Below are 15288 nucleotides of genomic sequence, written 5' to 3'. Positions count from 1 at the left end.
ATTGTTTTTCTACCCCTTTGAATTTAGGGTGATTGTTAGATACAATGAAAGCGTTAACAAAAAAGAAGCCGAAACGAATGTGTCTCATGGGGAGGAAATACAAATGAGTCTTCTGAAGGAGGCTTGGCCTGCTTCGCGGCTCGTCACGGTGCTGACTGGCGGCGTGCAGGATGCAGCAAGGCGACGGTTAAGGCGTGAGTGGACAAAAAGGCTGCGGGCGACTCTCTCTGAGCCGATATATACCGGGCTTTGGAAGGATATTGAGCGTGTCTGTGAGAATAACCGGCAAACATCATGGCCGACGCTTCCGTTGACTCTGTTCAGGCAATTTGCGAATACAGGGAAGCGCAAGCCGTATGAGGATGTGTACTTTGAACGGCGTGGACGACTGGTTGCCCTCGTGCTGGCAGCCGTTGCCGAGCCAGAGCCTTGGCGGATCAAAGAGGTGGAACGCGGTCTGCTGGACATCTGTAGGGAGTATACATGGGCACTTCCTGCACATGTCAGGGAAGAGGATACGGTCACGCCGCCCTGGCAGCAGGTGGATTTATTCGCTTCCGAAACCGCGCAAACGCTGGCTGAAATCATACTGTTGCTCGGCGAGCAACTGGATAGCCATGTGGTCGCTCAGGTGCGCGGTGAGGTAGAACGGCGTGTTGTAGAACCTGTATTTTGGGAGCCGCGTCACTTTCAATGGGAAACAGCGGATCACAACTGGGCGGCTGTATGCGCGTCCGGCTGTGGAATCGCCGTGTTGCTGCTATCAGAAGATAACCCGCGCCAAGCTGCGGCTATTGAGAAAATGCTAGGTGCACTGGATTGCTTTCTTGCAGGGTACAAGGAGGACGGCGGCTGTCCCGAGGGTGTCGGCTACTGGGTGTATGGCTGCGGCTATTTTATTTATTTTGCCGATATGCTGGGTGAGCTTACCGAAGGTGCTGTGGATATCCTCAGCTCGGAAAAGATTAGGCAAATAGCGGCCTTTGCGGAGCGGGTTCATCTATCGGACGGCGTTTTCGCCAATTATTCGGACAGCAGCGAAACCGAACGTCTTCCTTCCGGACTCATCTCTCGTGTGAATGCTTTGCAGGGACGACCGTCCACACTGCCTTTCCGCGTACCGGGTCTGCTGGAGGACCCTTGCCGTCGTTGGGCGCATGTATTGCGCAATCTGGTCTGGACGGATCCTTTGGCCTTTGGGAACAGTGAGGCTGTAGTCGATTATTTGCCACAACTCGGGTGGTTGGTGTGCCGCAGTCACAGCCACAGCCACAGCATATCTGGAACCCCGACAGTTGAACAGGGCACGATATTTGCCTTTTCATCTAAGGGTGGACATAACGATGAACCGCACAATCATAATGATCTGGGACATTTTATCCTTCATGGCGGCGGCGAAAATCTGCTGTGTGATCTGGGAGCCGGCTTATATACGAAAGCCTATTTTTCACCGGGACGAGAGTCGATCATCAACATTTCTTCCGGTGGTCATTCTGTGCCTGTCATTAACGGAACCATGCAGCAATCAGGTGCGGAGGCACAGGCGGTTGTGCTGGATATTGTCTTGGAAGAGCAAGGGGCGGCATTGGCGGGGGCGAGGCTGAAGCTGGATTTGACATCTGCGTATCCCGTAGAAGAATTGGCGCTGTTCACCCGCTCATTTACATGGAATATGTCGGAGAGGAACGAGGGGGCGAGGCTTACCGTCACAGATCATTTTGAGTTTGTAGCGTCTTCGGACGGGAGCATACAGCCGTGGGATGTGCAAGAGAACTTGATCAGCCGTATTCAGCCTTACACGGGCACGGGCTTCGTGGAATGGAAGGGAGCGAATACATTGGTCAGGCTGGATTATGATGTCAGGCTGCTGCGTCTGGAGGTAGAGGCTGTGCAGCATATGGATCATGACGGGGTACCGTTTGTGTTGTATAAAACATCGTTAGGGCTGGCCTCGGATCGCTGTGGCGGCGCTGCAAGCGTGGATTGCGAGCTGTTTTTTACCATAAATCATTCTTCATTTTGAATGGGAGGCAGACAGGATGAATAAGCTGCATACAGGCAGCGTGTATCCTTGGCAGACGGAGCTGGAGGAATTTATAGATCAGTTGGATGAACAGTTGGAAAACGGGCTGAATCGAGTGGATGACGGCTGGACTCACCAACGTAAGCTTGCCGTGCTGGAAAAGCTGGTTCGTGCTTATACTCCGCATCAGGATGAAAATGGGGCCATTATCGACCCTCATTCTGATAGTGAACGGTATTACTCGACTCCATCTTATGCTTTGGCAGCGGCGGTACTGGTCAAAGAAGGTCGGCATGACTTGCTCGAATCCGCTGCGGCGGCTCTAACACACAGCATAGCATGTGTGGTGGAGGAAAGGGCCCCGGATCACCATCCGGACTTTTTTCCGATCATGATGATGGGGGCGTATCGGCTGCTCAAAAACCTGCTGCCAGAGCAGGCCACGGCATGGAAGCAGCAGTTGAGCCGGATTCAGCCGGAAGACACCTACATTTTTACGATGAGCAAAATGAAAAATCCGAATCGTATGATCAACTGGAACGCGATTATGATTTCCGGTGAGTTTATGCGTGCGGCAGAAGGAATTGCCGCGGATTCGGAATGGATGGAGACGTATATCCGTAGTTATCATTTGCCGCGCTTTACCGGATTGGGCTTGTATGAGGACGGTCCGCTGGATCGGCCCAATAGCCCGTTCGCCTACGACATCGTCACACGCTTTCATCTGGGCGTGATGCTGGAAAGCGGATATGATGGCGGGTGTGCTCCTGAACTGCGCGACCATCTTCACAGAGGAGCGCTCAGCTCACTGCTGACGTTATCCCCACACGGGGAAATTCCGCCGCGTGGAAGAAGCGCGCAGCATCAGTGGAACGAAGCAGCAGCGGCCTTCGTTTTCACGACACATGCGCAGCAGGCTTTTGCAGCGGGCGAGCATGGGCTGGCAGGCGCATTCCGGCGGGCAGCGGACCTGTGCTGGCAGGTAATTGGCCGCTGGCAGACCGACGAAGGCAAGCTGCATATCGTCCGCAACCATTATTCGTCCGAGGCGCGGCATGGCTTCGAGGTGTATTCGAACCATACCTGCTACAGCCTGTGGACGGCCGCTGCACTGGCTTACACACTTTTGCACGGAGCGGATGTGGAGCGCATTTCACCATCCTTAATTCCGGCGGAAATCGGCAGTCGAGTGCTGGAAACGGACGGCTGGTTCCAGACCGTCATTGCGACCGTAGATGGACAGCAAATGCTTGTGCAAACATCGGTCAATGACCCGTACAATATTCCCGGCATCGTGCGTATTCAGCGTTCCACGTTGCCTCCGCTAATCGGTCCGTCCTCGGCAGGGCATGCAGACCGCGGCTTTACAGGCTTTGCGGAAGGGGATATTTTCCCGCTCAGCTATACCCCGGCCTGGCAAACGGAGGATGGGAAATGGCACAGCCTGTCGGAAGGCATTCCCGGCACGCTGGAGTTCGACCGGGACGGAGGCATTGATCCGCTGGACGGCGGAGGATCGGTACAGATGGAGCAAAGCACCACATCTGATGGAGAGACTGATTTTACGTTGTTGTGGAAGGGTCCGTTTCCGGGCGTGTGGGAAATTCGAACGCATTATCGGCAGATACCCGGCAAAATTGAAGTGACGTATGAGCTTCAAGGCAATATTCAGTCAGTGGGGGCGCTTATTCCTTTAATGGCCTATGACGGCCAGGAACGCAGTACCATTCATCATGTGATGTCCACAGGTGAAGAGAAGGAAAGCATTCGGGTGGAGTACGCAGGTGCGAGCCTGGAGGTTATTCCAGCAACGGAAGGAACGAATGTCGTGTGGCCAGAAGAACTGGCTTCTGTGGCCTGTCGGAATGGTTTGCTCAAGGGAGCGCGTTTGGAATGCGAGGGTAGCCGTATTTCTTTTATCATTCATTTGCTAGCATAAATAAGGGCCGTAACAATCGATTTTTTAACATGTGGAAAAGGGAGAGTGAAGAGCAATGACTGAAACAGAAGCGTGGCTGGAACGATCATGGGAGCTGGCTTTGGATAAAACGCTTGCCTTAGTGGCAAGACTGGGGGACTCCTTTCCACATGTTGCAGAAGGTGGACGTTATGATCATCGTGAGGAAGAATGGTGGACGGCAGGCTTTTATCCGGGTTTGCTATGGCTGGTACATCGGGCGCGCCCTGACAGCGAAGCCGCCAGAATTGCACAGCAGTGCGAGGAACGTCTGGAAAAGGTACTCTACAACAGTGAAGCCGTAGACCATGATCTTGGCTTTATTTGGCTGTTAAGCGGCGTGGCAGCCCATCGGTTGATCGGAGATACAGAATCCAGAAGACGTGGACTGTTAGCCGCTAATCTGCTGGCTGCTCGTTTAACGTGAATGGCCGTTTTATTCGCGCGTGGAATTTCCATGCCAAGGACATGGATACGCGGGGCGTAGCGATTATAGACAGCATGATGAATCTGCCCTTACTCTATTGGGCTTCGCAGGAAAGCGGGGACCCGCGTTTTGCCGCTCTGGCTGTACAGCATGCCGATACCGTAGCGCGTGAGTTTGTACGTGCTGACGGTTCGATTGCGCATGTGATCGAGTTCGACCCGGAGATTGGAAAAAAACGCGCCGAGCACGGCGGACAGGGATTTGCACCCGGCTCTGCCTGGGCACGTGGCACGGCATGGGCTTTGTACGGTTTTACGCTTTCGTACGGGTACACGCGCGATTCGCGTTATTTGAAGGTAGCCGAAAACACGGCAGACTTTTTCCTGTCCCAACTGGGCGATGCTTGCCTGCCTGTGTGGGATTTAGAGCGGAGGAGGGGCACCGTGAAGCTTGGGATTCGTCTGCTGCTGCGATTGCAGCGAGTGGCCTGCTGGAGCTGGCAAAATACTCGACGCGTGCGGAGCATTTTACGACGGCAGCGGAATCCATTCTCAAGGGCTTGCATGAGACCTGTACAGCATGGGAGCAGGATCATGAGGGACTGCTCATGAATGGAACTGTACATTATCCCGAGCAAAAATACATTAACGTTCCCATCATTTACGGCGATTATTTCTTTGTCGAGGCACTGGCAAAACTTCGTGGAGAAGAAGGCTTGTTTAGTGTGTAATTCGGGATTATCGGGGAATCGGGATGCGGAAAATCTACGGCAGGCCGGACTATTATTTGCGTAGGTGCCTTGTAGGGCCGGTGAAGGCAGCGTGTGTGTAATTTTCAATTACATATACGCTGTTTTTTTATAACCGAAATAGCTGATTGCAATTCGATGCTAAAGAACTACTTCTAGTAGAAGAGAGGGGATAGCTTTGTTTAGCTCATACTAAATCAGAGGGAAAATATTAAAGATGAGCTCTTAGCTCTTATAAAATTTTTCATTTTAATGCATGGATATAGGTCCTGTTGCTTATTTATGAGAATTTATTCGTAAATTGACAAATGGGGTAGGCATCCGTATGATAACTTCTTGGATAAAGGGATAAATTGGGTTTTAAATCTCATTTAAAAAGGAGTTATGCATCACCATGGAAACAACGAACGATAGTGAAAAACAGATATACGGAGGGTTTTGGAAAAGGACGGCTGCGTTTGTGATTGATCTGATCATTGTAACTGTAATGGCTCTTTTAGTAGCGGGAATATTTTCCATGATTCCAGTCCTTCTAGACATGGAGGAGGTTGGCTTCATAAAAGCATTACATATGTTGTGGCCGCTGATCCTATGGCTTATAGTGCCGTGGCTGTATTGTGTGTTGTGGGAGTCATCGAATGCTCAAGCAACACCAGGCAAGCTTGCGTTTTCTCTAATTGTCGTGAACGAGGAAGGAATGCGTCTTGGATTCATGCACGCCTCCGGGCGTTATTGGATTAAAGCTATTTCTGGTGTATTTGTTCATATTATTTACATCGTTGTTGCTTTTACTGCAAAAAAACAGGGACTACACGATCTTTGTGCCAAAACCTTGGTTGTGAATAAAAAAGAGCTGCAGCGACATGAACAGCATCCGACTTTATCCCCGGTATCTACGAATATCATGAATTGATGAACAGACGGCAACAGCGATCGTAAGATCAAATCCTACGCGTATCGCCTTCACACAGCCGACCACCCATGCCCTTTCTTTTACAGAGAAATCTCTTCCTTTTCATAGCGAAATAAAAAAATGTAAGCTGTTCGCACAGTTTCCATGTTCTTTTTAGCTTGTTTTGCGTTATAATGAAAGGATGCACATTATGAACGAATTGGAGGCACAGCCCGATTGACTACTTATCCTTTTGCCTTTGATCCGTCCAAGCCGTTTATTGAGCAGGCAAGTGACTGGATTGCGGATGTATTTTATGAAGTTTTGCCTGAAGTCGGTTTTGAGGTTCGGGATGAACAAATTTATATGGCATTCCAGCTGGAGCGTGCCTATAAGGAAAAGAAAACGATTTTCGCGGAAGCAGGTGTGGGCACAGGCAAAACGCTGGTGTACCTCCTGTACGCTATTGCATATGCCCGGTACATGAGAAAGCCCGCGATTATCGCCTGTGCGGACGAGTCGTTGATTGAACAACTGGTGAAACCGGAGGGGGATATCGCCAAGCTGGCGCGGCATTTGAGCCTGACGATTGATGCCCGACTGGGTAAGTCGCCGGATCAGTATATTTGTCTGAACAAGCTGGATAACGTACGAAGCGGATTGGATGATGACGCGGATGTGTTCCGTGATATCTATCAGGACTTGCCGGATTTTGTCCATTTTCCGGATACGCTACAGTCCTTTACACCATACGGGAACCGCAAAGAGTATCCCGAGCTAACGGACGGACAGTGGAGCAGACTGGGCTGGGATGTATTTCAGGATTGCCTTGTTTGCCATCAGCGGCATCGTTGTGGACAGACGTTGTCCCGTGATCATTACCGCAAAGCAGCGGATCTGGTGATCTGCTCTCATGACTTCTATATGGAGCATGTATGGACCTATGAAGCGAGAAAGCGTGAGGGCCAGTTGCCGTTACTGCCGGAGCACAGCTCTGTCGTCTTTGACGAAGGGCATCTGCTGGAGACGGCGGCGCAGAATGCACTCACTTATAAGCTGAAGCACGCTCAATTCGAGGCCATTATTACCCGTCTGCTAGAGGGGGAAGTGCGAGAATCGCTGGCAATGACGATTGAAGATGCGATAAGCCAAAGTGAGGTTTTGTTCGCTGCGCTCGATAAGAACAGTCAGCCTGTACAGGGTTCTAATCGCAAGGAGTTTACCTTGAATGAGTCGCTGATTCGAGAGGTAAACCGCTTTGGCGATCTGATCGGCACGATTGAAGAAGAGCTTGTATTTGAAAGCGGGTTATTCTCTCTGGATGAGTACCAGGTCAAAATCGTGGAAGAGCATCTGGAAATGATTCAAACGGCGTTGGCCTTGTTTAAGCGTCCGGAACTCCTGATTTCGTGGGTGATGGAGGATCAGGATGGATTAACGCTTGTGGTTATGCCCAAGATGGTAAAAGAGATTCTCAAAGAACGGGTATTTGCACAGCATATACCAATTGTATTCTCCTCAGCTACACTTTCCGTGGAGAGCTCCTTTGATTATATGGCGCAAAGTCTCGGTATTGAGAATCCGCTCACGTTTTCCGTTGCTTCACCGTATGATTACAACGACCAGATGCAAGCGGCCTTGTATCCATTGCAGGTGGGGCATGATCCAATCCAGAGAGCGTTGGCCCTGCTGGAGAAATCGCAGGGAAGAGCGCTTATCCTGTTTCCATCACAGGAGGAACTGGTTGCATTCAGAACGGGTCTCGCGGCTTACCGTGAAGCGTCTGCTTTTCGTTTTCTATATGAAGGATCGGCTGAAATCAGCCATCTGATCTCATCTTTCCAAAATGATGAGGAAAGCGTCTTGTGTGCTGTTACGTTATGGGAAGGACTGGATATTCCGGGCCCGTCCCTGTCGCACGTCATTATCTGGTCGCTGCCTTTTCCTCCGAATGATCCGGTTTTTACGGCACTGCGCAAGGATGCGACAGATCCGTTTATGGAAATAGATATGCCTCACATGGCGCTCAGACTCAGACAAGGCATCGGGCGATTAATTCGCTCGCGAAATGATCGGGGCTGGATCTCCATCATGGGCCAGGATCTGAACCGCCAAGAAGTACGTACACAGGTTTTACAACTACTGCCTGCGGGCGTAGAATGCACTGTAATCGAAGGAAATCCGGAGGGAATGAAGACATGTTAAATTTTACATCGTACACGGTAGATCAGATTAAAGACGCTTTTGGTATTTTGAGTGGGCAGCGTTATGAATTTATAATTGATGTAGAGGTTGAAGAGGACGACGAGCTCTACACCGAAAACGGGCTGTATATTCGCACCCTTTATTTAGTAGACGAAGAGAAAACAGGAATATTGAAATACGAGCTGATTGAAAAAGTAACGAACCGTTACATCGAGCTTGAATTGGAAGAGGATGAGTTGCAGGCTGTTGAGAGCTTCTGCAAAGAGCATGTGCAGGACGGAGCCGTAAAGTAACGAAATAGAACGCTTGGGTGTGATAACCCCCGTATAACGAAGTATGTAAAGGAGTCCTGATGTAATTGATCAGGCTCCTTTTTTCATGCTCATTCCAAAAATATTCGTCTGTCTCAGCGCAGTTTGTCCCACACATTCACCATAAACAGCACAACCCCGGCCGCCAGTAGTACCCACCCTATGATGATCAAAATCCCAATATCAGGCACCCCATACGTTTTCCCTGCAATCGCTAATACTAATAACGGAAGGCCGATATTATGCAGCCAAAAATGGGCGCGTGCCAGTGCGGTAACCGAAAGCGCAGGAAGGGCGATATAGACCAAACCTATAATTCCGAGAGCCGTCCAACCGAGCAAATGAATATGAGACTGAACGCTGGACAGGCTGTAATCCCCCGACACGCCAATAATCATATTAAGCAGCGCACCGAGGGCAAAATACACAGCAGCTATTTTAATGAATTGCTTTCCCATATGAAATCCTCCTTATGATTATAGCCATTGTGTAACACACCATCTATCTTATCGGGGAGGGAGACCAAGGGTGTGGGTGCTGTGAAGGATGTCATTTGACAAAAGCTTCAAATACACATAAAATCTTATTGCATCAATACTTACCGTATTACTGTGTTTTCTCGGAGATGATAGCGAACTTCTCCGGCAATAGGTCTGTATTTTTGACCATTGGTTTATTAGGATTCGCCATTAAAAGGAGCTTGAAATCATGAATGTATATCATAATACGCTGGAATTAATCGGGCGCACGCCGCTAGTAGAACTGCACAGCTATTCTCTGCCGAGGGGGATTCGTCTGTTCGCCAAGCTGGAGTTTATGAACCCCGGCGGTAGCGTGAAGGACCGGGTGGGCAAGGCTCTGATTGAAAAAGCCTTAAAAACCGGCCAGTTGAAGCCTGGCGGAACTTTAATTGAAGCCACAGCAGGCAACGCAGGTATTGGTCTTGCTATGGCAGCGCTCCATTATAATATCTCGGTTATTTTTGCGGTGCCTGAAAAGTTCAGTCAAGAAAAGCAGGATCTGATGAAGGCGCTGGGAGCACGTATCGTTCATACCCCGACAAGTGAGGGGATGAAGGGAGCCATCGAGAAAACGAAGGAGCTGGCTGCTGAATTTCAAGATGCCTATTTGCCGCGTCAATTCAGCAATCCGGATAATCCAGAGGCTTATTACACGACGATGGGACCGGAAATTTGGAACGATCTGGACGGAAAAGTAGATGTGTTTGTAGCAGGAGCAGGTTCGGGGGGAACCTTTATGGGAACCTCGCGTTACCTTAAGGAACAAAATACATCCATTAAAACCGTAATCGTGGAGCCGGAAGGTTCCATTTTGAACGGCGGAGAATCGGGTTCGCATAAAACCGAAGGGATTGGCATGGAATTGATTCCTGAGTTTATCGATAAGGGTTATTTTAATGCCATTCACACGATTAGCGACGTCGATGCGTTTGACCGTGTCAAAGAGCTGGCAGCGCGTGAAGGACTTCTTGTCGGCAGCTCTTCCGGGTCGGCATTACATGCCGCTTTACTGGAAGCAGAGAACGCAGCGGATGGTGCACATATCGTCACCATTTTCCCGGATAGCAGTGAACGTTATCTGAGCAAAAAAATATATGAAGGCGGGATATAAAATGAAACGTAAAACAAAGCTGATTCACGGCGGCCTCCCTACCGATCCGCATACAGGTGCAGTTAACGTCCCTATTTATCAGGTAAGCACATATGAGCAAGAGGAAATCGGCGTTCATAAGGGCTACGAATATTCGCGTACAGGCAATCCGACCCGCTTTGCGCTGGAAGAGTTGATCAAGGAGCTGGAGGAAGGAAAACGCGGTTTTGCTTTCGGCTCGGGGATGGCGGCGATCCATGCGGTATTTTCACTGTTTAATGCAGGAGATCATATTTTGTTGACCGATGATGTATACGGGGGCACCTACCGTATTGTAAGCAAGGTGCTTAACCGGATTGGCATAGAGGCTACTTTTGTGGATACGACCGACCTGGAGGCCATCTCCAAAGCGATCCGACCAAATACGAAGGCACTGTATGTAGAAACGCCGACGAACCCGCTGCTGAAAGTTACGGATATCCGTGTGGTTTCGGAGCTGGTGAAAAAGCATGACCTGTTGCTGATCGTCGACAATACATTTGCCACTCCATATTGGCAGACACCACTTACGCTTGGAGCCGATATCGTCATTCACTCTGCTACCAAATATTTGGGCGGCCACAGCGATGTTGTAGCTGGTCTGGCTGTTGTGAACAGCGACGAGTTGGGAGAGCAGCTTCATTTTCTGCAAAACGCCATTGGTGCTATTCTCGGTCCGCATGATTCCTGGTTACTGATCCGCGGTATTAAAACATTGGGTCTGCGTATGGAAGCGATTGAGCAAAATGCGAAGGAAATTGCAGCCTTTTTGGAAAAACATCCGAAGGTTAGCAAAGTGTACTATCCTGGACTGGAAAGCCATGCGCAGCACGAACTGTCCAAAACTCAGACCGAAGGCTTTGGCGGCATTATTTCCTTTGATGTAGGAAGCGATGCTAACGCGGTTGCACTACTGAAAAAACTGAAATATTTTACGCTGGCTGAGAGTTTGGGAGCGGTTGAAAGTCTGATTAGTGTTCCGGCACGCATGACACATGCATCTATTCCGGTAGAACGCCGCGCAGAATTGGGAATTACCGAAGGACTGGTGCGGATCTCAGTAGGAATTGAAGATCTTGAGGATTTAATCGAAGACTTACAGGCGGCATTGCAAGGCTAAGAATCATTTGAAAAGTAAGGGGTGGCTGAGGCCGCCTCTTTTTTTTCGAAAATGTGGAAGAAGGTATTGATTTCCCTAGATAACCGAGTATAATACTTGGTAATAGGGTGCATCATAAGGAGAGAGACAATATGCAACTGATAAAAACACATAGCTATCTGCAAGTGGATGACTATTTGGATCTACTTAATTATGCGAAACAATTAAACGATACAGAGTGGCAGCAAGAGCTTAAAGAAGCCTTACAGCATCAATTGCTGGAGAATGGCAAAGAGACTAAAGATTCTGAAATCAATGCGCTTTGGCAGCATTTTGACCAGATCAACGATAGATTATTGGAGTTGTTTGATCTTTTACGAAATAGTAATAATACGGTAGAGAGAAATTCGTGGAGCGAACAGATTTGGGAACTGAAGCTGGAGCGCATCAAGTTAGAAAAGCAAATTCAAGCGAGTTATGCACATTATTAAGGGTTCGGCATACCAATAAATATAACAAAACTAGATAAAAAAAGGCATGCAGCTGTAACTGCAATGCCAAGAATTCGCGAAAATCAGTTGAAAAATAATGCTCAATACAAAGAAATTATTTTGAAGTTTGTTTCATGTCGCGCATCATTTTCATCATCATCGTCATCATTTCGTCGCATTCTTGCATTTTAGTCATCATCATATCCATGTTCATGTCCATCATATCCATATCCGACATTTTTTCCATGCACATGTTCATGCTTTTCATTTTAGCCATCATGTCTTCCATACACATGGTCATCATCATTTCCATACACATCTTTTCCATTGTTTTCCCTCCTCATCATTTGGAAATAGTAACTTCTTCCTAAACATACTATACCCTAGTAGAGATAGCAATAATCATGACAGCTAAAAACAGGTTTATAAGTATAGAAATTTTCAATAACGAAGTTAAGCACTCTGCTTTCTTCGTTTTTTTGTTTTTTAAGAATAGCCTCTTTTTTTGGGAGGAAGAAAGGAGTACGCAAAGGTGATAACGAATAGCTTTATATAGTTAAAATGAATGTTAACGGAATATTATCGCGACGTCTCTGAGGAAACAAAAACCTGGAGGGGGAATGTTATGAGGTTCACGCATCTGGAAAAAGCGACAACTGTGCTGTTGGATCATCCGGTTCGTCTGACGTCTGCTTATGCAGTCGGTCCGGTCAAGCTGCCGGAAAATTGCGGTGTGGGTAGGGCATGGTCTGATCATTTTACCCCTGAGGAATGGGATTTGGAAAGGGCTTGTAATGAAGAAGGACTGGAGCTTTCGGCTGGAGGAAAGGTAGCGTGCCGCTTATTAACTGAGCTGGACCCCCGGAACGCCGAATTGAATTTAGGTGTCTTTCCGCCCCTGACTGAGCAAGAAAGGCTTTTGCTGGTTTCGAATCTCCGCTGCGCGGCAGCACAGGAAGTTATTTTCAGACCGTTTGAAGGAACAGGACAAATTTGGGTGGACGGCATATTGGTATATGCGGAATCCGGTCCTTTGCGCTTGTATTTGGAGGAAGGTAATCATACAGTAGTGGTCGTTGCAGCCTTTATTCCCGATGAAGCTCGCTCTATTCGGATCAGTGGAAATCAGACGTGCGACAGCCCAGATGTGGAGGAACTACATCAGGAATTCGTAGAGCGCAATATACGTTTTCATATGGCATGGCTGGAAGTGGAGAAACCCGCTGGCAGAGAGGGGGAAGACAGTCCGGTCTCGTTTTATTTGCTGCGCAAGGATCGTATAGATCTTCCTGTAGATCAGCCGTTATGGGTCGAGGTAACAAATGATGAGGGAACGCTGCTGGACCGGTTTCAGGCGGTTTGGGAACAGGAGCAGCAATATGTTTGGAATGAGGAAGTTACCGGGAATACGGGAATGCTGCATTTTACGGTTACATATCAGGACCATGAGGCAAGAGAGCATTATTTTGTGTACTCGATGCTTGTGCGGCCTTTGTCGGCGGTTGTGGAGGGTTTGCAAGAAGAGTACGACCAGTATAATCATTTTTATAATATAGATGCTCCCGGCTCTGCGAGGAATTTACAGGCAGAAGGCTTGCTGGAGGAACTGAAAAGGTTAACGGCTTTGCCGGAAGACCCTTTTGAAATCTGGGATTATCGCATAGTGCGGGAATATATCAAGCTGCTAAAACGGATTTTCACACATGCATATACGGAACGACCTCAGCATCCATCTCGGGAAGATAACATCCTTTTGTGCCCTGACGGGATTGGCGAAGGCTTTTTTGTCTCCCGTTTGGACAACAGCCTTCAACGCTACACGATACAGCTTCCCCGAAACTATTCGGCGGATCGGCAGTATCCTCTGATCGTCCTGATGCCGGGCAAACGGTATGAGCTGGGTCTGCCGGATTTTCAGAAACGGGGCTTTGGACGGGGCTGGGAGGAAGAAGCGATATTCGTCACTTTTTCGTGCCGTGGAGTTACGCTGGGCAGTTATATTGGCGAAGCCGCTTTTCTGGAGGCGCTGGATGTCATTCTGCAAGCGTACCGGGTGGATGAAGACCGAATCTATCTGACGGGCTATTCTAACGGCGCATACGCTGCCTGGGCGATGGCACAGGCGTATCCTTCGCGTTTTGCGGCTATTGCTGTCATTGCTGGCGCACCGCATCCGAAGCATCTGATGAACTTACTGAATATGCCCATATTCAATGTGGTTGGAGATCAGGATTACTTGTTTGCGCAAGCTTATACGGCTCCTGAAACCGACCTTTCATCCGACCATTATAAAGGAGTAGTGGAACGGTGGGCCAACCATTGGGACACGCATGAACTGAGGCTTTTGGACGGTGTACTGAGCTGGCTAATGCAATGGAAGAGAGTGATGGTACCTCAGCGTATTGCCTACCGAACGGAGCGGGGGAGACATAACCGGGCTTATTGGCTGGAGCTGACACAAGTGGATGAAACCGAGGAATACGCCGAACTTTACGGTGAATTGAGCAAAACGGGTAAACTGGATGTTAGAGCCGTCCACGTTGATGAATTTATTATTCACCTCTCACATGAGATCGTACCATTGGAGCTTGTCCATGTCCGTATTGGAGCGCGGGTTTTCGTGTTGGATTTACTAGAATATAACCGCTTTCGCTTTGTTAAAATAGAGTCGCGGAAACGCCCCTCACCTGAATATCGATTGATTGCTGAACGGGGGAGCGAAACGTATGGGAGTTCTGGAAAAGAAACGGATGACGAAACGGCAACGTTCAGGTTAAAAAGTGCAGGTCGGAATTCTTCTGGCCATGGTATGGGAGTGCTCGACGTTTATATGGGGCGCCTGCACATTGTCCTTCCGTCCAGCTATGCTACACCCGAAGAAGAGCAGGCGGTAAAACGGACGGCGAAGGCATTGGCCAGCCCACGCACAGCAACCTGGAATCCGTATATCGGTGTTCATTACCCTGTCGTGGCTTCTCATGCTATTTCGGAGGAAGAGTTGGCTGACAGTAACGTGATCTGTATCACCTCGGGCTTGTCCCGACATGAGCTGCTTCAGCGGCATCAAGCCCATTTGCAGATCACCTGTACGGAAAAAGGGTATATACTGGACGGCGATTTTACGGCAGGCGAGTATTGTCTTTCGTATATCCAGCCTGCCCCGTGGTCCAAAAGCCAACAAATGCTTGTTGTGGCGACAAATTCTCCCCGCATGCTAGGTAAAAACCTGTTCACGCGCAGACTGATTATGCCCGGTTATTTTAACGGTCTGCACCCGTATTTGAACAAGGATATTATCGTGTATGACAGCAAGGGTGTACGTGCTTTTAATTTTACTTCCATAAATCAAGCGCAGCAAAAGCTGCAAGGCTGATCCAAAAGCCAGAACTAAAAACCGTCCGGAGGCGCTGGCGATCCTGACGGTTTTTTTGCTGCTTCATTGCAGTGGTTTGTCATGGTAATGACGTCATATATAGAAGGGCATT

At 48.9% G+C, this 15288-nt stretch carries 11 protein-coding genes and 1 pseudogene; 10 read left to right on the top strand and 2 right to left on the bottom strand.

Annotation, left to right across the window (positions count from 1 at the left end; all coding sequences use genetic code 11):
• Positions 1 to 103 precede the first annotated feature (103 nt).
• From ASL14_RS00370 to ASL14_RS00345, 6 genes and pseudogenes are all read left to right on the top strand, one after another.
• On the top strand, positions 104 to 2023 hold the full coding sequence (locus ASL14_RS00370) for a heparinase II/III family protein (protein WP_134909860.1): 1920 nt from the start codon (positions 104 to 106) through the stop codon (positions 2021 to 2023).
• 16 nt (positions 2024 to 2039) lie between these two features.
• Positions 2040 to 3962, top strand: a complete 1923-nt coding sequence (locus tag ASL14_RS00365; protein ID WP_134909858.1) for a glycosyl hydrolase — start codon at positions 2040 to 2042, stop codon at positions 3960 to 3962.
• A 55-nt stretch (positions 3963 to 4017) separates the two neighbouring features.
• Positions 4018 to 5137, top strand: a pseudogene (locus ASL14_RS00360) (glycoside hydrolase family 88 protein).
• A gap of 412 nt (positions 5138 to 5549) precedes the next feature.
• A complete protein-coding gene (locus ASL14_RS00355; RefSeq protein ID WP_134909856.1) occupies positions 5550 to 6068 on the top strand; it encodes an RDD family protein in 519 nt (172 codons plus the stop codon).
• A 216-nt stretch (positions 6069 to 6284) separates the two neighbouring features.
• Positions 6285 to 8252 (top strand): ATP-dependent DNA helicase, encoded by a 1968-nt coding sequence (locus ASL14_RS00350; RefSeq protein ID WP_134909854.1) that lies wholly within the window; start codon positions 6285 to 6287, stop codon positions 8250 to 8252.
• Positions 8246 to 8545 (top strand): DUF6509 family protein, encoded by a 300-nt coding sequence (locus tag ASL14_RS00345; RefSeq protein WP_134909852.1) that lies wholly within the window; start codon positions 8246 to 8248, stop codon positions 8543 to 8545. Before ASL14_RS00350 ends, ASL14_RS00345 begins: the two co-directional genes overlap by 7 nt.
• A gap of 113 nt (positions 8546 to 8658) precedes the next feature.
• On the opposite strand, the gene ASL14_RS00340 is transcribed toward ASL14_RS00345, so the two are convergent.
• The gene (locus ASL14_RS00340) at positions 8659 to 9021 is read right to left on the bottom strand and encodes a hypothetical protein (RefSeq protein ID WP_134909850.1); all 363 of its coding nucleotides are present in this window, start codon (positions 9019 to 9021) and stop codon (positions 8659 to 8661) included.
• 250 nt (positions 9022 to 9271) lie between these two features.
• Between ASL14_RS00340 and ASL14_RS00335 the strand changes: the two genes are divergently transcribed.
• The 3 genes from ASL14_RS00335 to ASL14_RS00325 all read left to right on the top strand — a co-directional run bounded on the left by ASL14_RS00335 (position 9272) and on the right by ASL14_RS00325 (position 11803).
• Positions 9272 to 10195 (top strand): PLP-dependent cysteine synthase family protein, encoded by a 924-nt coding sequence (locus ASL14_RS00335; protein WP_134909849.1) that lies wholly within the window; start codon positions 9272 to 9274, stop codon positions 10193 to 10195.
• 1 nt (position 10196) lies between these two features.
• On the top strand, positions 10197 to 11333 hold the full coding sequence (locus ASL14_RS00330) for a bifunctional cystathionine gamma-lyase/homocysteine desulfhydrase (protein ID WP_134909847.1): 1137 nt from the start codon (positions 10197 to 10199) through the stop codon (positions 11331 to 11333).
• Between the two features lie 131 nt (positions 11334 to 11464).
• Positions 11465 to 11803 carry a hypothetical protein gene (locus ASL14_RS00325; RefSeq protein WP_134909845.1) on the top strand — a complete coding sequence of 113 codons (339 nt, stop codon included), beginning with the start codon at positions 11465 to 11467 and terminating at the stop codon, positions 11801 to 11803.
• Positions 11804 to 11918: 115 nt separating this feature from the next.
• On the opposite strand, the gene ASL14_RS00320 is transcribed toward ASL14_RS00325, so the two are convergent.
• A complete protein-coding gene (locus tag ASL14_RS00320; protein WP_134909843.1) occupies positions 11919 to 12131 on the bottom strand; it encodes a hypothetical protein in 213 nt (70 codons plus the stop codon).
• A 297-nt stretch (positions 12132 to 12428) separates the two neighbouring features.
• Here ASL14_RS00320 and ASL14_RS00315 point away from each other — a divergent pair, with 297 nt between their 5' ends.
• Positions 12429 to 15176 carry an alpha/beta hydrolase family protein gene (locus ASL14_RS00315; protein WP_134909841.1) on the top strand — a complete coding sequence of 916 codons (2748 nt, stop codon included), beginning with the start codon at positions 12429 to 12431 and terminating at the stop codon, positions 15174 to 15176.
• Positions 15177 to 15288: the final 112 nt, after the last annotated feature.

The sequence above is a fragment of the Paenibacillus sp. IHB B 3084 genome (genome assembly GCF_001447315.1).
GTDB lineage: Bacteria > Bacillota > Bacilli > Paenibacillales > Paenibacillaceae > Paenibacillus.
Note: the sequence above shows the minus strand (reverse complement) of the source record. Positions and strands in the feature narration are given on the sequence as shown.